The organism is Serratia sp. BNK-33-b, from assembly GCF_048684565.1.
In the GTDB taxonomy this organism is placed as follows: Bacteria; Pseudomonadota; Gammaproteobacteria; order Enterobacterales; family Enterobacteriaceae; genus Serratia; species Serratia marcescens.
Map to the genome: position 1 here is coordinate 506,590 of NZ_JBLQTZ010000001.1, position 23,879 is coordinate 530,468.

The following is a 23,879-nucleotide window of genomic DNA, read 5'->3' on the forward strand; positions in this document are numbered from 1 at the left end:
AGGAGGCGAGATGATTAATATCGTGGTGGTTTCGCACAGCGCGTTGCTGGCGCGCGGCGTTGAGCAGTTGGCGCGGCAGATGATGCGCGGCGACGGCTGCAAACTGGCGCTGGCGGCGGGCGTGGATGACGAGCAGCACCCGATCGGCACCGACGCGGTCAAAGTGATGGAGGCGATCGAAGCGGTCGCCGACGGCGACGGCGTTCTGGTGCTGATGGATCTGGGCAGCGCGCTGCTCAGTGCCGAAACCGCGCTCGATCTGCTGGATCCGGATCTGGCCGCCAAAGTGCGGCTGTGTGCAGCGCCGCTGGTTGAAGGCACGCTGGCGGCGGTGGTTGCCGCCAACTCCGGCGCCTCGCTGGAGCAGGTGGTGGCGGAGGCGCAGGGGGCGCTGCAGGCCAAACAGGCACAGCTGGGCGAGGCTTCACCGACGGCGAAAAGCGTGGCCTTGCCGCTGGCGCAGGGCAAAAGCGCAACCTGGACGGTGCAGAACCCGCATGGGCTGCATGCGCGCCCGGCGGCGCGGCTGGTCGAGACGCTGGCGCCGTTCAAGGCCGAGCTGGTGCTGGAGAAGCAGGGGCAGTGCGTCGATCCGCGCAGTCTCAATCAGCTGGCGCTGCTGCAGGTGCGTCACGGCGACACCGTTCGCCTGATCGCCGACGGCGCGCAGGCGGACGAGGCGCTGGCGGCGTTCAAAGCGCTGGCGGAACAACATTTTGGCGAGACGGTCTCCGAGCGGCAGCAGCCTTCGCTGCACGGTATCCCGGTGGCGGAAAGCGTCACCAGCGGGCCGGTGTTTCAGGCCCACAGCTTCTGGCCGCCAACCGCCGATCGGCGTATCGGCGCGGACGAGGTGCTGGGCGAACAGCAACGCCTGCGGGAGGCGTTACAGCACACGCTGAGCGATCTGAACCGGCTGGCGGAACGCACCGGCACGCTGATCGGCAAGCCGCAGGCGGCGATCTTCGGCGCCCACAGCATGCTGCTGGACGATCCGGATCTGCAGCAGGCGGCTTACACCCGCATCGCGCAACAGCTGTGCAGCGCCGAGCAGGCCTGGCGGCAGGTGCTGGAGGCGATCGCCGAAGAGTACCGCGAGCTGGATGACGACTACATGCGGGCGCGCGAATTGGACGTGCGCGACATGCTGCGCCGCACGCTGTGCCATCTACAGAGACTGCCGCTGCCGGTTATTGCGCTCGCAGAACCGTCAATATTGGTGATGGACGAACTGATGCCTTCGGAGGTGGTGATGCTCGATCGCCGGCTGGTGCTCGGCATCTGTCTGAGCGGCGGCAATGCCCTGTCGCACAGCGCCATTCTGGCGAAGGCGATGGGCATTCCGATGGTGGTCGGTATGCAGGATTGCCTGAGCAAAACCCGCAGCGGACAGAAGGCGATGCTGGACGCCGCGCGCGGGGTATTGCAGCTCAGCCACTAAGCGCGCAGCTTGAACTGGCGGATGTCGATCCCGTGCTGTTTGATCTTCCGCCACAGCGTGGTGCGGCCGATGCCCAGCAGCTGCGCCATCTCCGTCACCTGGCCGCGGCTGACGGTCGCCGCGCGCAGGATCGCCTGGCGTTCCATGTCCGTCAGCGTCAACAGCGGCGCGCCGGGCGGCGGATCGCTTTCCAGCAGCGACGGCTGGCCGAGCAGGTGCACCGGCAGATCCGCCAACTGGATGTGGTGGCCGTGGCAAATCATCGCCGCGCGCTCCACCACCCCTTTCAGTTCCAAATCGTTGCCCGGCCACAGATAAAGCGCCAACTGGGCCATCACCTCGTCATCCACCCGGAAGCGACACTGAAAATGCTGCTCCAGCGTGCGCAGATGGTGTTTGACCAGCAGCGGAATATCGCTCAGCCGCTGGCGCAGCGGCGGGATCTGGATCTCGAACGCCTGCAGGCTGTAAAACAGCTGGCGGCGGAAGCGGTTTTGCTGCACCAGCAGCGGCAGGTCGGCGGCGCTGCCGGCGATGACTCGGACATCGACCGGGATCACCCGGCTGGAATTGAGGCGGATCACCACGCCGGTTTTCAGCACCTGCAGCAGCGCCGACTGCATTTCCGCCGGCAGGTATTCGATCTGTTCGAGATACAGCGTGCCGCCGTTGGCCAATTCGAATTTGCTGAGCTGGCCCGCCTCTTCTTCGCTGGCGTCGCTGCCCAACAGTTCACGCAGCCCCTGCGCCTGCGGCAGCAGCTGGCAGTTGAGGGCGATATACGGCCCGGCGGCGCGTTCGCCGGCGTTGTGGATAGCCTGGCTGAGCAGCTCTTTGCCAACCCCTTCCTCTCCGCGCAGCAGGATCGGATGCAGGCCCTTGGCCGCCTGCTGGCCGTAACGGATCAGCCGCCGCATTTCCAGCGAGGCGGAGGGCATTTGCTCGAAACTGTGGCTGACGCGCCCCAACTGGCTGCTGACGTACTGGCGCAGCCGCTCGAGCGGGTGCAGCAGGGCGATGAAACTGCAGCGATCGCCGTCGAAAATCGGCTTTAGCGTCAGCAAAGCGGCAATAAACTGCCGCTGGCTTTCGAAGGTGACTTCGACGTGTTGCAGCGGCTGCCGGTCGGCGATGGCGCGCTTGAGCAGGGCGGGCAGCGTCAACAGCTGCGCCAGCGGTTTGCCCTGGCTCTGCTGTTCGTCCAGCTTCAGCAGGCCGGCGGCGCGCTGGTTGATGTATTGCAGGTAGCCGCGGTGATCCCAGGCCATGACGCCGTCGTCCACGCCGTCCAGCAGGCCGTAAAGTTGATTCAGATGGCGGTTGGATTCCGCCAGTAGGCCGTCGGCGTTCAGCGAGTTGCCGATTTCGCGGGCGATGGCCAGCGTCAGCGACAGATCGCCGGCGGCACAGTCGGCCAGCAGGCAGCCCAGCGCGATCGAGCCGCGCTGGCGGCCGCTGTTGTCGTAGACCGGCGTCGCGCAGAATGACCAACCGTGCAGCGCCCGGCGCACGTGCTCTTCACCGCTCACTCGTACCGGGTGGCCTTCCGCCGCCGCCAGCGCCGGAGCATTGGTGCCGATCTGCCCCTCGGCCCAGTAGGCGCCGGGGGCGAACCCCAATTGCTGCAAAAGCTCCCAGGTTTGGGCGTCGCCGCAGCGCCACAGCATGCAGCCGCTCTCGTCGAAGATCATCAACAGACAGCGACGCGGCTCCATGTATTCGCAGGCGTCTTCCAGCGCCGCCTGGCCGAGCGTCAGCAGATCGTTCTTGCGGCGGCAAATCGATTCGAAGGTGGCGCCCTGAGCGCGGTGCGGTGCTTGCCAGACATCGGGTTGCATCAGGCTGCGGCAGCGCAGCCAGGAGGCGTACACCGCCGGCGTCGGGCGCAGCGGCGGCGGCAATTCGCCATCGTTAATCAGACGCTGCCAGCGTGAATCGTTGTCCATCGAACCTCATCCAGACTGCGAAAACGAGAGTGACGATGATACCACCTGACGCGGCGGCGGCTGTGAGGCGGCGGGCAGAAGCGGGGAAAATCGGGACAAAAAAAACGGGGCGCGGCGCAGGCCGGACCCCGTGTTTGTCAGCGTGCGCGCATCAGTTGCGGAATGGGTTGCCGCTGTTGCGAGCCGGTTGGCTGGTGGTAACGGCCGGCGCAGATGCGCGAGTGGCCGCCGGTGCCGGCGCCGCAGTTTGTTGCATCGGCGCATTGTCCTGATAGCCGTCCGCATAGGCGTCCTGCGCGCGATTCTGCGGTGCGACGGCGTCAGGCGCGGTCGATACCGGTTTGCCCAACGCGCCGTTCAACAGCAGCAGATCGTTCTGGTTCAGCGTGCCGAGCGCCGACTTGATGTTCAGTTGGTTGATCAAATAGGTATAACGCGCGTCGGACAGCTGACGTTTGGCGTTATACAGCGTGGTGGTGGCGTCCAGCACGTCGACGATGGTGCGGGTACCGACCTGATAACCGGCTTCCATCGCGTCCAGGGAGCTTTGCGCGGAGATCACCGCCTGTTTGTAGGCGTTGATGCTGCTGATCGAAGCGTTAACGTTGTTGAACGACGAACGCACGGTCTGCACCACGCTGCGGTGTGAGCTTTCCAACTGCTCGCTGGCGCCGACGAAGCCGTACTGCGCTTGTTTCACCTGCGAATTGGTCGCGCCGCCGCTGTACAGCGGCAGGTTGAAGCTCAGACCCACTTTGTTTTCACCGAGGTCTGCGTCGCGCGTGGTGTTGCGTGAGCCGCCGTAATTGTTGTTGGAGATCGCCGTGGAGGCGCTGAAGTCCACTGTCGGCATATAGCCGGTCTGCGCGGCGCGGATCTGTTCGCGCGCCAGATCCTGGCTCAGGCGGGCGGACAGCAGGCTCAGGTTGCGCGCTTCCGCTTCTTTCAGCAGGTTGTTCACCGCTTCCGGGCGTTGGGTGCTGAAGCGATCGGTGTTCAGCGAGGCCAGCTCGGGGTAGAAGGTGCCGGTGACCTGACGCAGCGTTTCCAGCGCGTTGTCCAGATCGTTGCGGGCGGAGACTTCCGCCGCCAGCACGGTGTCGTAGTTCGAGCGGGCGTTCTGCACGTCGGTGATCGCCACCAGACCCACGTTGAAGCGCTGGGTGGTTTGATCCAGCGTGCGGTACACCGCGTCTTTCTGCGCCTGGGTATAGGACAGCGTATCGATCGCTTTCAGCACGTTGAAGTAAGCGGTCGCCGTGTTGAGAATAAGCTGTTGCTCAGCGGTCTGGAAGGTGACGTCGGAGATGCCGGCGGTCTTTTCCTGCAGCGTCAGTTGGCGCCATTTCGACATGTCGAAGATGGTTTGCGTCAGCGCCAGCGAGCCGCTTGTGCTATCGCTATGGGTGTCGCGGCTGTCTCGATACCCGCTGGTGTAGTTGTAACCGGCGGTCAGGCCGAGCTGCGGCAGCAACGGGCTGCGCGCTTCGTTGATCTTTTCGAATGCGGCGTCGCGGTCAGCTGCACTTTTGCGCAGATCCGGGTTACTTTCCCTGGCCTGTTTGTAGACCTGCAGCAGGTTCTCTGCCTGGCTCATTGCACTGAAGCCGCCCAGGCTCAGTCCGATAAGAAGGGGGAGCAGTTTCTTCATTTGCATTCCTTGTTGTGCAGCAATATTGCTATGTTAGCGCTGACGATAGACGAAATAGTTGCCGATTCTAGCAGAGTCTGAGGTACGCATCAGGTGGCTGAATGTGCCATCTCACGTAACTTTTACCTTTCAGACCGCCCATTTACCTTGGCGTACTGCCCGGGTCGACTGCAGCTGATATTATGGCTGACAATCCGGATTGTTTCCCGCTATTACCTGCGAGCGCACAAACGTGCCGCATCCGGCGGCGAAAAACAGCCTAACATAAAGCCGCGGCGGAGAGTCCCGCTGTTTCTGTCATCAAAACCGTTTATTTTATCGGCATACTCACGCAGGAGAATTCGCGCATGAACCGTTCGCAGCCGTCGCCCGTTACTTTCGATAAAAAAGATGTAGAAATTATTGCACGCGAGACGCTGTACCGTGGTTTTTTTTCACTCAATTTATACCGGTTTCGCCACCGGTTGTTCAATGGTGAAATGAGCCCTGAAATCACGCGTGAAATTTTCGAACGCGGCCATGCGGCGGTGCTGCTGCCCTACGATCCGGTGCGCGACGAGGTTGTGCTGGTTGAACAACTGCGCATCGCCGCGGTCGATACCAGTAATTCGCCCTGGCTGCTGGAAATGGTGGCGGGTATGATCGAAACCGGTGAAAGCGTCGAGGACGTATGCCGCCGCGAAGCGCAGGAAGAGGCCGGCGTGGTGGTCGGGCGCTGCAAACCGGTGCTGAGCTACCTGGCCAGCCCCGGCGGCACCAGCGAACGTTTGTCGATCATGGTCGGCGAAGTGGACGCCGGCACCGCCGAGGGCATCCACGGCCTGGCGGAAGAACATGAAGATATCCGCGTCCATGTGGTCAGCCGCGAACAGGCTTACCGCTGGGTTGAGGAAGGCGCGATCGATAACGCCGCATCAGTGATTGCATTGCAATGGCTGGCGTTGCACCATGAATCGTTGAGAAAAGAGTGGGCCAACTAATGAAACAGCGCTATACCCCTGATTTCCCCGAAATGATGAGATTGTGCGAAACCAACTTCGCGCAATTGCGCCGCTTGCTGCCGCGCAACGACGAAGCGGGCGAAACGGTGACTTATCAGGTGAACGGCGCCGGCTATCGTTTGACCATCGTTGAGTCCACGCGTTACACGTCGCTGGTGGAGATCGAGCAGATCTTTCCGGCGGTCAGCTACTGGAGCCTGCCCGCGATGACGGTGCGGTTGTACCATGACGCCATGGTTGCGGAAGTGTGTTCCAGTCAGCAGATCTACCGCTTTAAAGCGCGTTATGATTATCCTAATAAAAAGTTGCATCAACGCGACGAAAAGCATCAAATTAACCAGTTTCTTGCTGATTGGCTGCGCTACTGTTTGGCGCATGGAGCGATGGCGGTTCCGGTTTGTTAGACAGACTGAAATAACAAAGGACACCATTTGGAAAGCCTGTTTAAACTGCCCGTGGCGAGTGGGGCCGCGGTCAGGATTCTACAAATAACAGATACCCACCTTTTTGCCGGCGAACACGAGACGTTGCTCGGCATCAATACCTATCGCAGCTATCACGCGGTGCTGGACGCCATCCAGGCGCAGCGCCGCGACGTCGATTTGATCGTCGCCACGGGAGATTTGGCGCAGGATCATTCGCAAGAGGCGTACCGCCACTTCGCCGCCGGCATCGCGCAACTGCCGGCCCCCTGCGTGTGGCTGCCGGGCAACCACGATTTTCAACCGGCGATGGTCGACGCGTTGGCCGCCGCGGGCATTGCGCCTTCCAAACAGGTGCTGTTGGGTGATAACTGGCAAGTGCTGATGCTGGACAGCCAGGTGTTCGGCGTGCCGCACGGCGAATTGAGCGAATACCAGCTGGAGTGGATGGAGCGTTGCCTGCAGGCTCACCCCGAGCGCTATACGCTGCTGCTGCTGCACCATCATCCGCTGCCTTCCGGTTGCACCTGGCTCGATCAGCACAGCCTGCGCAACCCGCATATGCTGGGCGCAATCCTGCTGCGTTATCCGAAAGTGAATACCGTGGTGTGCGGGCACATTCACCAGGATCTGGATTTGGAATGGCAGGGTCGGCGCCTGTTGGCGACGCCGTCTACCTGCGTGCAATTCAAGCCGCACTGCACGAACTTCACCATCGACGACGTTTCCCCCGGCTGGCGCTACCTCGATCTGCTGCCGGACGGTCGCGTCGAGACGCAGGTGTTCCGCCTGGAAAACGACGATTTCCGCCCCGATATGGACTCGGATGGATACTGATGCCTTCGACACTGCTCTACCTGCACGGTTTCAACAGCTCGCCGCAGTCGGCCAAGGCGGTGGCCTTCAAGGCCTGGCTGGCCGAACACCATCCCGATATCGAGATGCTGGTGCCGCAGCTGCCGGCCTTTCCGGCGGAGGCCGCCGAGATGCTGGAAAATCTGGTGCTGGAACGCGCCGGGCAAACGCTCGGGCTGGTCGGCTCGTCGCTGGGCGGCTATTACGCCACCTGGCTGTCGCAGTGTTTTTCCCTGCCGGCGGTGGTGGTCAACCCGGCGGTCAAGCCGTTTGAGCTGCTGGTCGACTATCTCGGCGCCAACGAGAACCCCTACACCGGCCAGCAATATGTGTTAGAGTCTCGGCACGTTTACGATCTGAAAGTGATGCAGATCGATCCTTTGGAGTCGCCGGATTTAATCTGGCTGCTGCAGCAAACGGGCGATGAAATTCTCGATTACGGCCAGGCAGTGGCGTATTACACCGCGTGTCGGCAAACGGTGGAGTCGGGTGGAAACCACGCCTTCGTCGGTTTCGAGCACTACTTCCCCCAGATTGTGGATTTTTTAGGGCTAAACGCGGTCTGACGGACCGTTCCGGCACCTCCCTTTAACCACGAAAAAATAATCAACGATGACTCAATCCAGCTATAACGCTGATGCCATTGAAGTACTCAGCGGTCTAGAACCAGTGCGCCGTCGTCCCGGCATGTATACCGACACGACGCGCCCAAACCACCTCGGCCAAGAGGTGATCGATAACAGCGTCGACGAAGCGTTGGCCGGTCACGCCAAGCGCATCGACGTGATCCTGCACGCCGATCAGTCGCTGGAAGTGATCGACGACGGCCGCGGCATGCCGGTGGACATCCACCCGGAAGAGGGCGTGCCGGCGGTTGAGTTGATCCTGTGCCGGCTGCACGCCGGCGGTAAATTCTCGAATAAAAACTACCAGTTCTCCGGCGGCCTGCACGGCGTTGGGATCTCGGTGGTCAACGCCCTGTCGAAGCGGGTGGAAGTCAACGTGCGCCGCGACGGCAACGTCTACGGCATCGCCTTCGAAAACGGCGACAAAGTGCAGGATCTGACGGTGACCGGCACCTGCGGCAAACGCAACACCGGCACCAGCGTGCACTTCTGGCCCGACGAACAGTTCTTCGACAGCCCGCGTTTCTCGGTATCGCGCCTGACTCACCTGCTGAAAGCCAAAGCGGTGCTGTGCCCCGGCGTCGAGATCTATTTCATCGACAAGGTGAACAACACCGAGCAGCGCTGGTGCTACCAGGACGGCCTGACCGACTACCTGATGGAAGCGGTTAACGGCCTGATAACCCTGCCGGAAGCGCCGTTCGTCGGCAATTTCGCCGGTGACACCGAAGCGGTGGACTGGGCGCTGCTGTGGCTGCCGGAAGGCGGCGAGCTGCTGACCGAAAGCTACGTCAACCTGATCCCGACCATGCAGGGCGGCACTCACGTCAACGGCCTGCGTCAGGGGTTGCTGGACGCGATGCGCGAGTTCTGCGAATTCCGCAATATTCTGCCGCGCGGCGTGAAGCTGTCGGCGGAGGATATCTGGGATCGTTGCGCCTACGTGCTGTCGGTGAAGATGCAGGATCCGCAGTTTGCCGGGCAGACCAAAGAGCGTCTCTCCTCGCGTCAGTGCGCGGCCTTCGTTTCCGGCGTGGTGAAAGACGCCTTCAGCCTGTGGCTGAACCAGAACGTTCAGGCGGCGGAACAGCTGGCCGAGCTGGCGATCTCCAGCGCCCAGCGCCGCCTGCGCGCGGCCAAGAAAGTGGTGCGCAAGAAGCTCACCAGCGGGCCGGCGCTGCCGGGCAAGCTGGCGGACTGCACCTCGCAGGATCTGGCCATGACCGAACTGTTCCTGGTGGAAGGGGATTCGGCGGGCGGATCGGCCAAGCAGGCGCGCGATCGCGAGTATCAGGCGATCATGCCGCTGAAGGGCAAGATCCTGAATACCTGGGAAGTGTCCTCGGACGAAGTGCTGGCCTCGCAGGAAGTGCACGACATTTCCGTGGCGATCGGCATCGATCCGGACAGCGAAGATCTCAGCCAATTGCGCTACGGCAAAATCTGCATCCTGGCGGATGCGGATTCCGATGGCTTGCATATCGCCACGCTGCTGTGCGCGCTGTTCGTGCGCCACTTCCGTTCGCTGGTGAAAGGCGGCCACGTCTATGTCGCCATGCCGCCGCTGTATCGCATCGATCTCGGTAAAGAAGTGTTCTACGCGCTGGATGAAGAAGAGAAAGCCGGCGTGCTGGAACAGCTGAAGCGCAAGAAGGGCAAGCCGAACGTGCAGCGCTTTAAAGGGCTGGGCGAGATGAACCCGCTGCAGCTGCGCGAAACCACCCTCGATCCGAACACCCGCCGTCTGGTGCAACTGACGGTGGCGGAGGATGACGTCGATCAGACGCTGGCGGTGATGGACATGCTGTTGGCCAAGAAGCGTTCGGAAGATCGCCGCAACTGGCTGCAAGACAAGGGCGACATGGCCGAATTGGCGGTCTGAGCCTGACCCTGGCCCGGTGAAACGCCGGGCCGGCTTTCCCGCAGGGCGTTCATGCGGCGCCCGATAACCTGGGCCGGAATGCATGAAGATCACGCTTGAAGAATTGCTGGCGTTCACCTCGGTGGTCGACAGCGGTTCCATCACCGCCGCCGCCGATCAGCTCGGCCAGACAACATCCGGCATCAGCCGCGCGCTCAGCCGCCTGGAGAATAAGCTCGATACCACCCTGATGCGCCGCACGACGCGTCGTTTGGAGCTGACCGAAGAGGGGCTGAGCTTCCTGAACCATGCGCGTACGATCATCAGCTCGGTGGAAAATGCCGAAGAGCAAATGGCGGTGCGCCGGCAAATGCCCGCCGGGCGGCTGCGGATCAATGCGGCCGCACCTTTTATGGAGCACGTCATCGTGCCGCTGGTGGCGGGGTTCAGAGAACGTTATCCGCAAATTTCGCTCGAGCTGAACACCGACAACCTGATTATCGATCTGCTGGAAAAACGCACGGATATCGCCATTCGCATCGGTGTGTTGCGTGATTCGACCATTCATGCGCGCGCGCTGGGAGCCAGCCGGCTGCGCATCCTCGCCAGCCCGGCTTATCTGCAGCAGCACGGCACGCCGCAGAGCGTGGAGGAGTTGCATCGGCATTGTCTGCTCGGTTTTACCCAGCCGGAGTCGCTTAACCAGTGGCCGTTGCGCTATCGCCAGGCGCCGCATTTCACCATCACGCCGACGATCTCTGCGTCCAGCGGGGAAACGTTGCGGCAATTGGCGCTGCGGGGCGAGGGGATCGTACAGCTGGCAGACTTTATGACCCGCCGCGATCGGGAAGCCGGCAAGTTGGTGACGTTGCTGGAGCAGGAGACGCTGGACGTGCGCCAGCCGATCAATGCGGTGTATTACCGCAATACGCAATTGGCGGCGCGCATCACCTGTTTTCTTGACTACGTCAGCGCGCACATCGACGCGCAGACGTTATAAGGCGGAGCTTACAGGGCGTTTTCCAGGATGTATATCTCGGTGTCCAGCACGCTGTCCTTGATGGTCTCGCGGTGTTTGAGCATGTGCTCAATGGCCAGGTGTTTTTCCAGATGCGCCATGCTTTCCCATTTCTCCAGCATGAATACCGAATCCGGCGACCGTTTCTGCCAGGGTGCCTGGGTATTGCTGTCGACCATCGGCGTATATTCGCCGCAGCCGTCTTCCGCCAGCACCAGCGGCACCAGTTTTTCAATGGCTTGCAGTACGGTGGCGCGGTGGCCGGGTTTCACTTTGATTTCTGCGATTACGGTGATCATGTCTGCCTCGTTGATGAGAATGTTCTGCGTCAGTTAAGCAAAAATTTTCGCCAAATGCTCGCGATAACGTGCGATGTCCGCTTCGATATCCGGTTGTTTTATCACGTTATTGCAGATAAAGGTCGGCAGCGCTTCCATTCCCAGGAACTGGTTGGCCTTGTGGAAGTGCAGGTAAACGCCGTCGACGCCGATACCGTGGAAGAACTGATCGGGATCGGTGAAGGCCTCCATCGGGGCGTTCCAGGTCAGGCTCAGCAGGTATTTTTTGCCCTGGATCAGGCCGCCGGAGCCATATTTTTTGCTTTCGTCAGAACGAGAGCGACCGTCGTTGGCATACAGGCTGCCGTGACCGGCGGTGAACACTTCATCGATGTATTTTTTCAGGATCCAAGGTTCGCCCATCCACCAGCCCGGCATCTGATAGATGACCGCGTCGGCCCACAGGTATTTCTGTACTTCGGCTTCGATGTCATAGCCGTCGTCGACCACGGTGACCTGCACATCGTGCTGCAGATCGCGCAGGAAGCCTTCCGCCACGTCGCTCAGGGTTTGGTTGAGTTCACCGTTGGAATGGCCGAATTGTTTTTTAGCGTTGATAATCAGGATATTGCTCATCTTTCACGGCTCCCGTCAGAGTTAAGATATGGCATGCTTCCCGCTGAAAAGGCGGAAACCATCTCGCTGGTGACGAGTGTAATCGTGAGTCAGGCAAGTAAAAATGCGATCTAGCGCACAACAGTGTTGACTGCCAGTCAATAAACGGGCCGCCAGACAGCGAAATTTTGCATAAACCGCATCGCGCAACCGGCCGCCGGCGGCGATCCTTGCGCCAACTGTGACAGCTACCCCGCAGATGGGTTACTATCGCGGGCAGAATCGACAAGCGATGCCTTTTGTCGTCCAAGGGATTGCCAAGCCACGGTCTGAGGATAATTGAGTAATGAGTGATCTGACTCATGACGGTGTAGAGCGTTTACCGCTGCACACATTCACTGAAAACGCCTATCTGAACTATTCCATGTACGTCATCATGGATCGGGCGTTGCCGTACATTGGCGACGGTTTGAAGCCGGTACAACGCCGCATCATCTACGCCATGTCTGAACTGGGGCTGACCAACAGCGCCAAATTCAAGAAATCCGCCCGCACCGTGGGCGACGTGCTGGGTAAATACCACCCGCACGGCGACAGCGCGTGTTATGAAGCCATGGTGCTGATGGCGCAGCCGTTCTCGTATCGCTATCCGCTGGTGGACGGCCAGGGGAACTGGGGGGCGCCGGACGATCCCAAGTCGTTCGCGGCGATGCGTTATACCGAATCGCGCCTGTCCAAATACGCCGAGGTCTTGCTGGCCGAACTGGGCCAGGGCACGGTCGACTGGATCCCGAACTTTGACGGCACGCTGCAAGAGCCGAAGATGCTGCCGGCGCGTCTGCCGAACATCCTGCTGAACGGCACCACCGGCATCGCGGTCGGCATGGCGACCGATATTCCGCCTCACAACGTGCGCGAAGTCGCCGCTGCGGCGGTGGCGCTGCTCGACAAGCCGGGCGCCTCGCTCGATGACCTGCTCGAGTTCGTGCAGGGGCCGGACTTCCCGACCGAAGCCGAGATCATTACCCCGCGCGATGAAATTCGCAAAATTTACCAGAGCGGCCGCGGCTCGGTGCGCATGCGCGCCGTGTGGAAGAAAGAGGACGGCAGCGCGGTGATCACCGCCTTGCCGCATCAGGTCTCCGGCGCCAAGGTGCTGGAGCAGATCGCCAGCCAGATGCGCGCCAAGAAGCTGCCGATGGTCGAGGATCTGCGCGATGAATCCGATCACGAGAACCCGACGCGTCTGGTGATCGTGCCGCGTTCCAACCGCATCGATCTGGAGCAGGTGATGAATCACCTGTTCGCCACCACCGATCTGGAACGCAGCTACCGCATCAACATGAACATGATCGGTCTGGACAACCGCCCGCAGGTCAAAGGGCTGGTGGAGATCCTCACCGAATGGCTGGCCTACCGTCGCGATACGGTGCGCCGCCGCCTGAACTACCGCCTCGAGAAGGTGCTCAAGCGTTTGCATATCCTCGAAGGTTTACTGGTGGCGTTCCTCAATATCGACGAGGTGATCCACATCATCCGCAGCGAGGATGAGCCGAAGCCGGTGCTGATGCAGCGTTTCGGCATCTCCGATACCCAGGCGGAAGCGATCCTCGAGCTGAAACTGCGTCACCTGGCCAAGCTGGAAGAGGTCAAGATCCGCGGTGAGCAGGACGAGCTGGCGAAAGAGCGCGATCAACTGCAGGCGCTGCTGGCGTCCGAGCGCAAGTTGAATACGCTGATTAAGAAAGAGATCCAGGCCGACGCGCAAACCTACGGCGACGATCGCCGTTCGCCGCTGACCGAGCGTGCGGAAGCCAAGGCGATGAGCGAGCACGATTTCGTGCCGTCCGAGCCGGTGACCATCGTGCTGTCGGAAATGGGCTGGGTGCGCAGCGCCAAGGGCCACGACATCGATCCGGCAGGGTTGAGCTACAAGGCCGGCGACAGCTTCCGCGGCGCGGCGCGCGGCAAGAGCAACCAGCCGGTGGTGTTCATCGATTCTACCGGGCGCAGCTATGCGCTCGATCCGATGACGCTGCCTTCGGCGCGCGGGCAGGGCGAACCGTTGACCGGCAAGCTGACGCCGCCGCCGGGCGCCACCATTGAGCAGGTGCTGATGGCGGCCGACGATCAAAAACTGCTGATGGCGTCCGACGCCGGTTACGGTTTCGTTTGCACCTTTAACGATCTGGTGGCGCGCAACCGCGCCGGCAAGGTGATGATCACGCTGCCGGACAACGCCAGAGCGCTGCCGCCGATGGAAATTCACGGCGCAGACGATATGCTGCTGTCGATCACCGCCGCCGGGCGCATGTTGATGTTCCCGGTCGCCGATCTGCCGCAACTGTCGAAGGGCAAGGGCAACAAGATCGTCTCCATTCCGGCGGCGCAGGCCGCAGCCGGTGAAGACAAGCTGGCCTGGCTGTTCGTGCTGCCGCCGCAGGCGTCCGTCACGTTGTACGTCGGCAAACGCAAGCTGACGCTGCGTCCGGAGGATCTGCAGAAGTTCCGCGCGGAGCGCGGCCGCAAGGGCACCCAGCTGCCGCGTGGCCTGCAGCGCATCGATCGCGTCGAAGTGGATGCGCCGGTGCGGGCGTCGGGAGGCGACAGCGAAGAGTAAGCGTTGGCGCCGGCGTTAAAGGGCGGTCGCAGCATGCTGTGGCCGCCTTATTTATTTTTGCTGGCGTTTATTTTCCAAATAGTTAACATTTCTGCGCATAAAATTATTGTGCGTACTGCCGCCTGGCAGGAAAATAGCGAGAAATGCAGGTGACATCGGCGTGCTTACCGCCTGGCCGGCAAATAATGAGTAAAGGAATCTGCGCAGCGAAGTAAACTGCGTTGGCAGTGTGCTAATGAGGTTGTTATGTTATTGATTTTGCGTGCCGTTCTCGCCACTCTTTTCTGTATTCTGGTGTGTATTTTCGGTTCTGTTTATTGCTTGTTCAGCCCGCGCAACCCTCGCCACGTGGCGACCTTCGGCCATCTTTTCGGCCGCCTGTCGACGCTGTTCGGCATCAAGGTTGAAACCCGCGTGCCGGCCGATGCGGCCAACAATGGCAACTGCATCTATATCGCCAACCACCAAAATAACTACGACATGGTGACGGCCTCCAATATCGTGCAGCCGCGCACCGTGACCGTCGGTAAAAAAAGTCTGGTGTGGATCCCGTTTTTCGGCCCGCTGTATTGGCTGACCGGTAATCTGCTGATAGATCGTGATAATCGCGCCAAGGCGCACGGCACCATCGCCCAGGTGGCGGAGCAGTTCAAAAAGAAAGACATTTCGATCTGGATGTTCCCGGAAGGGACCCGCAGCCGCGGTCGCGGGCTGATGCCGTTTAAAACCGGCGCGTTCCACGCGGCCATCGCCGCCGGCGTGCCGATTGTGCCGATCTGTGTATCAACCACCAGCGGTAATATAAATCTTAATCGCTGGAATAACGGTCATGTGATCGTCGAGATGTTGGCGCCGGTGGATACCAGCAAATACGGCAAAGAAAACGTGCGTGAGTTGGCGGCCCATTGCCGTGAGCTGATGGAGGCGAAAATCGCCGAATTGGACGCCGAAGTCGCCCAGCGCAACGCCGCCAAAAAATAAGAGTCTACCGGCTTCAAAGAATAGGGTTTTAATTGGCGTTCAGCGCCGTTAACGCCTGAACGCCTGCTAATCTTGATTGGCGGGCGTTTGGGTTTTGCACACGGTTTAGTTATTGCTTTTCATGGAGAAAATATGTCACTCAGTCGACGTCAGTTTTTACAGGCATCGGGCCTGGCGCTGTGCGCGGGCGCCGTGCCGCTGAGGGCTGAGGCGAGCGGAACGCAGACCCCGTTACCCATTCCCCCGCTGCTGGAGTCTCGCCGCGGTCAGCCGCTGTTCCTGACCTTGCAGCGCGCCCATTGGGCGTTTATGGATAACCGCAAAGCGGCGGTGTGGGGCATCAATGGCATGTACCTGGGGCCGACGGTGCGGGTTTACAGCGGTGACGACGTCAAACTGATCTACAGCAACCGCCTGCAGGAGCCGGTAGCGATGACCGTCAGCGGTCTGCAGGTGCCAGGCACGCTGATGGGCGGCGCGCCGCGCATGATGTCGCCTAACGTCGACTGGTCGCCGGTGCTGCCCATTCGTCAGGCGGCGGCCACCTGCTGGTACCATGCCAACACGCCGAACCGTATGGCGCCGCACGTTTACAACGGGCTGGCCGGGCTGTGGCTGGTGGAAGATGCCGTCAGCAAAGCGCTGCCGCTGCCCAACCACTACGGCGTCGACGATTTCCCGTTGATCATTCAGGACAAACGCTTCGATAACTTCGGCACACCGCAATACGATGCACCGTCGCAGGGCGGTTTCGTCGGCGATACGCTGTTGGTCAACGGCGTGCAAAACCCGTATGTCGACGTGTCGCGCGGCTGGGTGCGTCTGCGCCTGCTTAACGCCTCCAACGCGCGCCGCTATACCCTGCAGCTCAGCGACGGGCGGCCGTTCAACGTGATTGCCAGCGATCAGGGCTTCCTGCCTGCGCCGGTCGCGGTGCAGCAGCTGTCGTTGGCGCCTGGCGAACGCCGGGAAGTGCTGATCGACATGTCGAAGGGCGAAGAGGTGACCATCACCGCCGGTGAAGCGGCGGGCATCATGGATCGCCTGCGCGGCCTGTTCGAGCCGTCGAGCATTCTGGTGTCCACCCAGGTGCTGACGCTGCGCCCGACCGGCCTGCTGCCGCTGGTGACCGACAACCTGCCGATGCGCCTGCTGGCGGATCAGCTGTTGGACGGCAGCGCCAGCCGCACCCGCGATTTCCGCCTGGGCGACGGCGGCGTCGGCATCAACGGCGCGATTTGGGACATGAACCGCATCGACGTACAGGCACAGCAAGGCACCTGGGAACGTTGGAACATTCATGCGGATACGCCGCAGGCGTTCCATATTCAGGGCGTGCAGTTCCTGATCAAACGCGTCAACGGCGCGCAGCCGATGGCGGAAGATCGCGGCTGGAAGGACACCGTCTGGGTCGATGGCGACGTCGAGCTGCTGGTGTATTTCAACCAACCTACCTCCGAACACTTCCCGTTCCTGTATTACAGCCAGACGCTGGAGATGGCCGATCGCGGCACCGCCGGCCAGCTGATGGTGCAGCCGACGATGTAATCTGCGCTGCGGGCCGCTTACGGCGCCCGCAGCATTTCCAGGAAGGCCTGCACCACCGGCGTGACGCTGTCGGCGCGATACACCGCGTACAGATCCGCCGGCGGCGCCTGTTGCAGCGAGCAAAAGCGTACGCCGGGCCACGGGATGCGGCCGTAGCTGTCCGGCAGCAGCGTGATGCCGCAGCCTTCCGCCACCAGCGCCAGCAGGGTCTGCGGTTCGTTGACCTGATAAACGACGTCCGGCAAAAATCCCTGCTGCAGACACAGATTGTGCAGATACAGCCCCAGGCTGGCCTCATGCGGCGGCAGCACGATGAAGCTGTCGTTCTGCAGCGCCGCCAGCGGGATATTTTCCTGCTGCGCCAGCGGATGATCGAGCGGCAACACTACGGCGATGCTCTCGCTTGCCAACCGTTGGCAGGTTAACCCCGGCAGCGTCTGCTGCTGCGCCTCTCGCCAGACCCCGATGTCGATATGCCGCTTTTGCAGCGCGGCGATTTGCTGGCTGGGCGTCAGCTCGTTCAACGACCAGGTGACGCCGGCGCTCCGCTCGCTGAATCGCCGCAGCGCCGCGATCAGGCCGCCCCAGGCCGAGGTGCCGACCATGCCGACCACCATGTGGCCGCCTTCGCCACGCCCCATCTGTTGCACCTGATGCAATGCGCTGTCGGCCTGATCCAGCAGCCGCTCGACGTTGCGCAGCAGCGTGCGGCCGGCCGGCGTCAGCGTCATGGAGCGGGTGGTGCGTTTGAACAGCACCACCCCGAGCTGACTCTCCAGCTCCTTGATGTGCTTGCTGAGCGGCGGCTGTGACATATTCAGCCGCCGCGCCGCCTGGGTGAAGTTCATCTCTTCCGCCACCACGCGGAAATAGTGCAGCAGGCGGAAGTTAATCCGGCCGGGATCGGGCAGGGCTTGGGGCGGGTTCATCCGGGGTATCGCCTCCTTGTGACGCAGCTCAACTTATAGGTAAATGGAATAAATCGGCCGCCAAGAATGTATTGGTCTCGGCCGCGCCTCGCTCTCTACTATGGGGCTTATTATCCCCCGCTGAAAGAGAGAATACGATGTTTAATCAAGAAGATGCTTTTACCTGCGCCGACGTCGTCCGCGCGCGCCTGCCGGGTTTCCAGCCGAAAGCGGCCTTGATTCTCGGCTCCGGGCTTGGCGCCCTGGCGGAGGTGATGACCGAAACCGTCATCCTCGATTACGCGGAGCTGCCGGGCTTTCCGGTGAGCGGCGTCGCCGGCCACGCCGGGCAGCTGGTCGCCGGCAAGCTGGAAGGCGTGCCGGTATTGTGCATGAAAGGGCGCGGTCATTTCTATGAAGGGCGTGGCATGCAGGTGATGACCACCGCGGTGCGCACTTTTAAACTGCTGGGCTGCGAATTCCTGCTGGCGACCAACGCCGCGGGTTCGCTGCGCCGTTCGGTGGCGCCGGGCAGCCTGGTGGCGATTACCGATCACATCAATTTCATGCCGGAATCGCCGCTGGTCGGCGCCAACGACGATCGCTTCGGGCCGCGCTTCTTCAGCCTGGCGAACGCCTACGATCGCGATCTGCGCGCCGGGCTGGCGGCGGTGGCCGAAAGCGCGGGCATTCCGCTGGCGGAAGGGGTATTCGCCGCCTACACCGGGCCGAATTTCGAAACGCCGGCGGAGATCCGCATGATGCAGACCCTGGGCTGCGACGTGGTGGGCATGTCGATCGTGCCGGAAGTCCTGGCGGCGCGCCACTGCGGTCTCAAGGTGCTGGTGGTGTCCGCGATGACCAACTACGCCGAAGGGCTGTCGGATACGCCTCTTTCCCACGAACAAACGCTCAGCTGCGCGGCGCTGGCGGCGGACGATTTCATGCGCCTGATCCGCGAGCTGTTCAAAACACTGTAACACCGCAAGCAAACCGGCGGCGGGCTGCAGGGGGCCCCGCCGCACCAATCATCGTTGAAAGCATAATAACAAGGTGATGGCGATGGCGATAAAAACACGATTAAAAGTCATGATTTTCCTGCAGTTCTTTATCTGGGGCGCCTGGCTGGTGACGCTGGGCTCCTACATGATCAACACGCTGCATTTCAGCGGCATGCAGGTGGGGATGGTCTACAGCGCCAAAGGCATCGCCGCGCTGATCATGCCGGGGCTGGCGGGCATCATCGCCGATCGGTGGATGAAGGCCAACTATCTGTATGCGCTGTGCCACCTGCTCGGGGCGCTGGCGCTGTACTGCGCGGCGCAGGTCGAGCAACCGATGCTGATGTTCTGGGTGATGCTGTTCAACGCGATGGTCTATATGCCGACCATCGCGCTCTCCAACGCCATTTCCTATTTTTGCCTCGAAAAGCACGGCTTTGACACGGTGAGGGACTTTCCGCCGGTGCGGGTGTACGGCACCGTGGGATTCATTCTGGCGATGTGGTTGGTCGGCTTCAGCCGCATCGAGCTCAGCAATCTGCAGCTGTATCTGGCTTCTGCGGCGTCGCTGCTGCTGTCCGCCTATTCGCTGACGCTGCCGCGTTGCCCGACCAACCGCGCGGCCGAGTCGAAAAGCTGGGTGAGCGTGCTGGGGTTGGATGCGCTGGTGTTGTTCCGCCAGCGGCGCATGGCGCTGTTTTTCCTGTTCGCCATGTTGCTTGGCGCGGCGCTGCAGATAACCAATACCTTCGGCAACCCGTTCCTGCACGATCTGTCGCTCAATCCGCTGTATCAGGACAGCCTCAGCGTCCGGTATCCGGCGGTGCTGCTGTCGCTGTCGCAGATCTCCGAAGTGTTCTTTATCCTCACCATTCCCTTCTTCCTGCGCCGTTACGGCATCAAGCAGGTGATGCTGATCAGCATGGCGGCCTGGACGCTGCGCTTTCTGTTCCTGGCTTACGGCACGCCGGTCGGCTTTGGTTTCGTGCTGCTGTTGCTGTCGATGATTGTCTACGGCTGCGCCTTCGACTTCTTCAATATCTCCGGCGCCATCTTCGTCGAGAAAGAGGCCGATCACCGCATCCGCGCCAGCGCGCAGGGGCTGTTCATGACCATGGTCAACGGTTTGGGCGCCTATCTGGGGGCGCTCGCCAGCGGCGAGGTGGTGGACTTCTTCAGCCATGACGGCGTGAAAGACTGGCAGAGCATCTGGCTGGTGTTTGCGCTGTATACGCTGGTGCTGGGGATCGTGTTCGCGTTGAGCTTCAACTACCGCCACCCGCCGCAGGAGAGCGCGGCGGCGGCGCAGTAAGGCAGGGGGCGCAGCTGGCTGCACCCTGAAACGTCAGGCCTGCGGGAAGCGCTGCTGCAGCTGCTGCCGGTCCGGCGGATTGGCGGCGCCGAGGCTGGCCACCACGCAAGCGGCGACCCGGTTGGCCAGATCGACCGCCCGCGGCAGTGGCCAGCCGGCAGACAGGCCCGCCAGCAAACCGGCGCAGTGGGCATCGCCCGCGCCGATGGTGTCAACGACCTCTACCGGATAGGCCGGAACGTGCAGCGGCGGCGTGCGGCCGTCGCAGATCCACGCGCCGTCGCGATCCAGGCGACAGATCAGCGTCAGATTACGGGCGGCGGCATAGCGCTGTGCGGCCTCCACGGCGTCGCCGGCGCCGCACAGCGTGGCCACTTCGTCGCGGTTGAGCGTCAGCAGAGTGTGGCTGTCGCTGAGCATGGCGAAGAAATCTTCGCTGAGCTGGGCGATGCGCGGGCCGGGATCGATCAGGCGCGGTTGGTCGAACGGCATGCGCGTCAGCCACTCGCGCAGCGCTTCGCCGTTTTCGCCCGCCAGCTCGTAGCCGCTGGCGTAGATCAGCGTGTGTTCCGTCAGCGGCAGGGTCGCCAGCTGCGCTTTATTCCATTGGCTTTCGCAACCGGACACCGTGATAAAGGTGCGTTCGCCGTCGGGCTCCACCAGCGCCAGGCACCAGCCGTTGTCCATCTGGCCGTGGCGCAACAGCACCTCCAGCCCCAGTTCGCCCATGGCGGCTTCGATCGCCGCGCCCCACTCGCCGTTGCCGACCGGCATGCCGTTGATCACCGGCGCTTCAAGGCGCGTCAGCGCGCGCGCCACGTTGAACGCGCAACCGCCGATTTGCCGCGCCTGCGGCAGGGCTTCGATATCTTCACCGCGGATCGGCAGGCGCGGCAGCGTCATCACCAGATCGCCGACCGCGCCCCCAATCACCAGGACAGGTGTTACAGCTTCCCACTCATTCATTGATGTTCTCTGCGTTGGGTCAGGTACAGACCGTAAGCGATCAGACTCACCGCAAACGACACAAACAGCCCCAGGCTGGAGTCGGCGAACAAGCCTTTGGCCAGCGGGCCGTCGATAAAACCGGTTTTGGTGACCAGCAGGCCGCACAGGGCGCCGAGGAACCAGCAAAACAGCGGGGCTTTGCGCACGCCGCGGTTCTGGCCATGCAGGCCGTACAAAGCGTTGCCATCATACCCGTGGCGGCGGCGCAGGCACAGGTAATCGAGCAGGAAAATCGCCTCCCAGGCCGCCAGAAACACCCCGCAGAACACCAGGAAGGAGATGAACGGCCCCATGAAATCGCCGGAGATGAACAGCACATACAGGGCGATGCCCAGCACCACCACGGCGTCGATCGATACCGCCAGCCATTGTTTGACCTGCACGCCGATGGTCAGCAGGTTAAGGCTGGCGGAATACAGGCTGAGCACCGCGATGGTGACGATGCCGGCGGTGGCGGCCAGCAGATAAGGGATGGCCATCCAGGCGGGCAGCACCGAGCCTATCAGCGCGATGGGGTTGGCGGCGCTGGCCAGATCGGGGAGCTGCACGGAAAGCAGAATACCGGCCAGCATCAGCAGCATCAGCGGCAAACAGGCACCGCCCATCACCGCGGCGAAAATGCCTTTGCTCGACGAGCTCGGGCTTTGATAGCGGCTGTAATCGGCGCCGGCGATTGCCCAACTGATGCCGGTGCCGGCGGCGATCACCGATACCGCCGGCAGGAAACCGGTCAACCAACTGCCGGAAGGCAGCGCCAGCACCTGGCTCCACTCGGTGTTGAACAGGATATAGAGCACCACGATCAGCGTCATGGTGCCGAAGATGCGGCTGAACCAGCTCTGCATCCAGACCACGGTATTTTGCCCCAGCAGGCTGACGACGACAGTGAGCCCGCCGAACAGCAGCAGGCTGAGCGCGGTCAGCAGGTGGCTGGTTCCCAGTCCGAAGGCCTCGAACAGCGCCGCCAGCGTCAGGGTGCCGGTGATCACGTTGACCGCTTCCCAGCCCATCAGGTTGATCCAACTGAACAGGGTGGGCGCCACGTTGCCCTTCAGCCCGAAAATCACCCGCGAGAGCGTCAGCGTAGAGGTGCGCCCGCGCTTGCCGGCGAAGCTGGTGAGGCCGACCAGCACGAAGCTGGCGACGCCGACCAGCGCGGCGAGTACCGATTGCAGAAAGGATAAGCCGAAGCCGACGATGATGGCGCCGTACACCACGCCGAGAATACCGATATTGGCCGCCGACCAGATCCAAAACAGCTCGATGGGCTTACCGGTCTGTTCCGCGTCCGGCACCCGGTCGATACCGGTGCTTTCTACCTTCCATGCTTCATTGCGATTGATATCGGTCATAGCAAATGATCCCTGTTGCGCAGGGCCGCGAGGGCCGCCGCAGTTGACTGAAAATCGATTCCGTTGGCGCGGTTGAGGCCGGCTATCCCGCTGTCGGTGAAGACGCCGATTCCGCGCAGTGTGTAGCGGCTGATGCCGCCGGGTCTGTCAAAATGAGGGCGGTATCCGCCTTATCGGGTGAGGCACGTCGGCCGCACGGCGCCAATGAGTGTAGTCAAAGAGTGGGGCTGCAGCGGGGATTGGCGAAGCGGGAACGTTTCTATTTGCCGACATCGATCCGCTTCGCCCTCCGCGATGGGATCCTGTGATGCGGCGATGAGCCGTGAGCAGGCTATCCATTAGCTCCGTTGCTTATTATCGGCCGTTTGCGCCGGCAGTATAGGCCCGCTGCCGGCCATCAAGGGTATCCTTTAGGGCTGGCAGCGGGTTTTTTATTGTTTTTAAAGTGGGTCCCTGGTGTTGGTGCTATTGATGTATCAACATCAATAAGCACAGATTACGCGCGATCTAGATCCAATGAAAGTCCATTAGGCAAAAATTGTGATGCCACTCTGAAAGTATTAGCGATATTTTAGTTAAAGTGAGGTGCCTATCGCCGGACAGGCGATAGGATAACAATGAGACTCAGACGAATGGCATAAGCAAGAGGGCGGGCGAATGACGGATTTTATGGCCTGGCTGCGTGGCCATCTGGCGCAGGGGGCGGTAGCGCCGCGTTATATTCAGCTGGCGGCGGCGATAGAAACCGCGATCAGGCAGCAGGTGTTGGCGGCGGAGGCATTTCTGCCGCCGGAACGGCAGATGGCGGAGGGGCTGGCGCTGTCGCGCGTCACCGTCAGCAAGGCAATGAAGCTGCTGGAGGATAAAGGGCTGATTTCACGGCAGCAGGGGGGCGGCACCCGCGTGGCGATGCGCATTGGTTATTCCCTCGATAAGGACAGCGGTTTCACCGCTCAGGCGCTGCGTCACGGCAGCCGCGTCAGCAATCGATGGCTGCTGCGCACTCGAGTCGGCGCGCCGGCCAAGGCCGCGGCGGCGCTGGGGCTGGCGGAGGGGGATGAAGTGATCAAACTGCGGCGGTTACGCTTGCTGAACGGCAGCCCGGTCTCGCTGGAAACCACCTATATACCACCGCGCTTCTTGCCCGAACCGGCGCAGCTGGAGCATTCACTGTATGCGCTATGGCAATCGCGCGGCATCGTGCCTGAAGATAAACACTTTCTGTTGAAGGCGGTGTCCTGCAGCGACGAGGTCGCCGAACTGCTCAACGTGCCGTGCGGCGCGCCGTTGTTGCACATCATCCAAACCAGCCGCAACGCTCAGGGTGAGGCGCTGGAGTTCAGCGATATCTTGTGCCGCAGCGACGTTTATGAATTCGAAGTGAACGGTTAGCGAAATAACCATGCTCTTTTTGCTGCTAGTGCGTATAATCGCC

The 23,879-nt window shown here is 61.7% G+C and carries 20 protein-coding genes; 13 read left to right on the forward strand and 7 right to left on the reverse strand.

Annotated elements, in window-relative coordinates; genetic code table 11:
* The first annotated feature begins 10 nt into the window (after positions 1-10).
* Positions 11-1,441 (forward strand): dihydroxyacetone kinase phosphoryl donor subunit DhaM, encoded by a 1,431-nt coding sequence (gene dhaM, locus ACMGGK_RS02410; protein WP_016930144.1) that lies wholly within the window; start codon positions 11-13, stop codon positions 1,439-1,441.
* Here the strand turns inward: dhaM and dhaR are convergent.
* Both dhaR and hasF read right to left on the reverse strand, forming a co-directional pair.
* Complete coding sequence (dhaR, locus tag ACMGGK_RS02415) at positions 1,438-3,387, reverse strand: dihydroxyacetone kinase operon transcriptional regulator DhaR (RefSeq protein ID WP_420276653.1); 1,950 nt, start codon at positions 3,385-3,387, stop codon at positions 1,438-1,440. The two genes, dhaM and dhaR, sit on opposite strands and share 4 nt — an antisense overlap.
* 151 nt (positions 3,388-3,538) lie before the next feature.
* A complete protein-coding gene (hasF, locus tag ACMGGK_RS02420) occupies positions 3,539-5,038 on the reverse strand; it encodes a multidrug efflux transporter outer membrane subunit HasF (protein WP_016930142.1) in 1,500 nt (499 codons plus the stop codon).
* A 347-nt stretch (positions 5,039-5,385) separates the two neighbouring features.
* Here hasF and nudF point away from each other — a divergent pair, with 347 nt between their 5' ends.
* From nudF to ACMGGK_RS02450, 6 genes are all read left to right on the forward strand, one after another.
* Positions 5,386-6,018, forward strand: a complete 633-nt coding sequence (gene nudF / locus ACMGGK_RS02425; RefSeq protein WP_016930141.1) for an ADP-ribose diphosphatase — start codon at positions 5,386-5,388, stop codon at positions 6,016-6,018.
* Positions 6,018-6,443: a DUF1249 family protein gene (locus ACMGGK_RS02430; protein WP_004937244.1), complete on the forward strand. Its 426-nt coding sequence runs from the start codon at positions 6,018-6,020 to the stop codon at positions 6,441-6,443. Before nudF ends, ACMGGK_RS02430 begins: the two co-directional genes overlap by 1 nt.
* Positions 6,444-6,470: 27 nt before the next feature.
* Positions 6,471-7,298, forward strand: a complete 828-nt coding sequence (gene cpdA, locus ACMGGK_RS02435) for a 3',5'-cyclic-AMP phosphodiesterase (protein ID WP_004937250.1) — start codon at positions 6,471-6,473, stop codon at positions 7,296-7,298.
* Positions 7,298-7,882 carry an esterase YqiA gene (gene yqiA, locus ACMGGK_RS02440; protein ID WP_015379081.1) on the forward strand — a complete coding sequence of 195 codons (585 nt, stop codon included), beginning with the start codon at positions 7,298-7,300 and terminating at the stop codon, positions 7,880-7,882. Before cpdA ends, yqiA begins: the two co-directional genes overlap by 1 nt.
* Before the next feature lie 46 nt (positions 7,883-7,928).
* Positions 7,929-9,824: a DNA topoisomerase IV subunit B gene (gene parE / locus ACMGGK_RS02445; RefSeq protein WP_025304305.1), complete on the forward strand. Its 1,896-nt coding sequence runs from the start codon at positions 7,929-7,931 to the stop codon at positions 9,822-9,824.
* 82 nt (positions 9,825-9,906) lie between these two features.
* Positions 9,907-10,803, forward strand: a complete 897-nt coding sequence (locus tag ACMGGK_RS02450; protein WP_143778505.1) for a LysR substrate-binding domain-containing protein — start codon at positions 9,907-9,909, stop codon at positions 10,801-10,803.
* A gap of 8 nt (positions 10,804-10,811) precedes the next feature.
* Here ACMGGK_RS02450 and ACMGGK_RS02455 read toward each other — a convergent pair whose 3' ends face one another.
* On the reverse strand, positions 10,812-11,120 hold the full coding sequence (locus ACMGGK_RS02455) for a putative quinol monooxygenase (protein WP_004937258.1): 309 nt from the start codon (positions 11,118-11,120) through the stop codon (positions 10,812-10,814).
* Positions 11,121-11,153: 33 nt separating this feature from the next.
* Complete coding sequence (locus ACMGGK_RS02460) at positions 11,154-11,735, reverse strand: NAD(P)H-dependent oxidoreductase (protein ID WP_016930136.1); 582 nt, start codon at positions 11,733-11,735, stop codon at positions 11,154-11,156.
* A gap of 325 nt (positions 11,736-12,060) precedes the next feature.
* Between ACMGGK_RS02460 and parC the strand changes: the two genes are divergently transcribed.
* The 3 genes from parC (at position 12,061) to ftsP (ending at position 16,863) form a co-directional block, all read left to right on the forward strand.
* Complete coding sequence (parC, locus tag ACMGGK_RS02465) at positions 12,061-14,334, forward strand: DNA topoisomerase IV subunit A (RefSeq protein ID WP_016930135.1); 2,274 nt, start codon at positions 12,061-12,063, stop codon at positions 14,332-14,334.
* Positions 14,335-14,580: 246 nt separating this feature from the next.
* A complete protein-coding gene (locus ACMGGK_RS02470; RefSeq protein ID WP_004937266.1) occupies positions 14,581-15,315 on the forward strand; it encodes a 1-acylglycerol-3-phosphate O-acyltransferase in 735 nt (244 codons plus the stop codon).
* Between the two features lie 132 nt (positions 15,316-15,447).
* Positions 15,448-16,863 carry a cell division protein FtsP gene (ftsP, locus tag ACMGGK_RS02475; protein ID WP_004937270.1) on the forward strand — a complete coding sequence of 472 codons (1,416 nt, stop codon included), beginning with the start codon at positions 15,448-15,450 and terminating at the stop codon, positions 16,861-16,863.
* A 17-nt stretch (positions 16,864-16,880) separates the two neighbouring features.
* Here the strand turns inward: ftsP and ACMGGK_RS02480 are convergent, their stop codons facing one another.
* The gene (locus ACMGGK_RS02480; RefSeq protein WP_151254416.1) at positions 16,881-17,792 is read right to left on the reverse strand and encodes a LysR family transcriptional regulator; all 912 of its coding nucleotides are present in this window, start codon (positions 17,790-17,792) and stop codon (positions 16,881-16,883) included.
* Between the two features lie 137 nt (positions 17,793-17,929).
* Between ACMGGK_RS02480 and xapA the strand changes: the two genes are divergently transcribed.
* Together xapA and ACMGGK_RS02490 are read left to right on the forward strand one after the other, a co-directional pair.
* Positions 17,930-18,751 (forward strand): xanthosine phosphorylase, encoded by an 822-nt coding sequence (xapA, locus tag ACMGGK_RS02485; RefSeq protein ID WP_420276654.1) that lies wholly within the window; start codon positions 17,930-17,932, stop codon positions 18,749-18,751.
* 82 nt (positions 18,752-18,833) lie between these two features.
* The gene (locus ACMGGK_RS02490) at positions 18,834-20,084 is read left to right on the forward strand and encodes a nucleoside permease (RefSeq protein WP_028128309.1); all 1,251 of its coding nucleotides are present in this window, start codon (positions 18,834-18,836) and stop codon (positions 20,082-20,084) included.
* Between the two features lie 33 nt (positions 20,085-20,117).
* Here the strand turns inward: ACMGGK_RS02490 and ACMGGK_RS02495 are convergent, their stop codons facing one another.
* Together ACMGGK_RS02495 and ACMGGK_RS02500 are read right to left on the reverse strand one after the other, a co-directional pair.
* Positions 20,118-21,050, reverse strand: a complete 933-nt coding sequence (locus ACMGGK_RS02495) for a PfkB family carbohydrate kinase (RefSeq protein WP_143778506.1) — start codon at positions 21,048-21,050, stop codon at positions 20,118-20,120.
* On the reverse strand, positions 21,047-22,444 hold the full coding sequence (locus ACMGGK_RS02500) for a purine-cytosine permease family protein (RefSeq protein WP_004937281.1): 1,398 nt from the start codon (positions 22,442-22,444) through the stop codon (positions 21,047-21,049). Before ACMGGK_RS02500 ends, ACMGGK_RS02495 begins: the two co-directional genes overlap by 4 nt.
* A 657-nt stretch (positions 22,445-23,101) precedes the next feature.
* Here ACMGGK_RS02500 and ACMGGK_RS02505 point away from each other — a divergent pair.
* Positions 23,102-23,836, forward strand: a complete 735-nt coding sequence (locus ACMGGK_RS02505; RefSeq protein ID WP_420278059.1) for a GntR family transcriptional regulator — start codon at positions 23,102-23,104, stop codon at positions 23,834-23,836.
* The last annotated feature ends 43 nt before the right edge of the window (positions 23,837-23,879 follow it).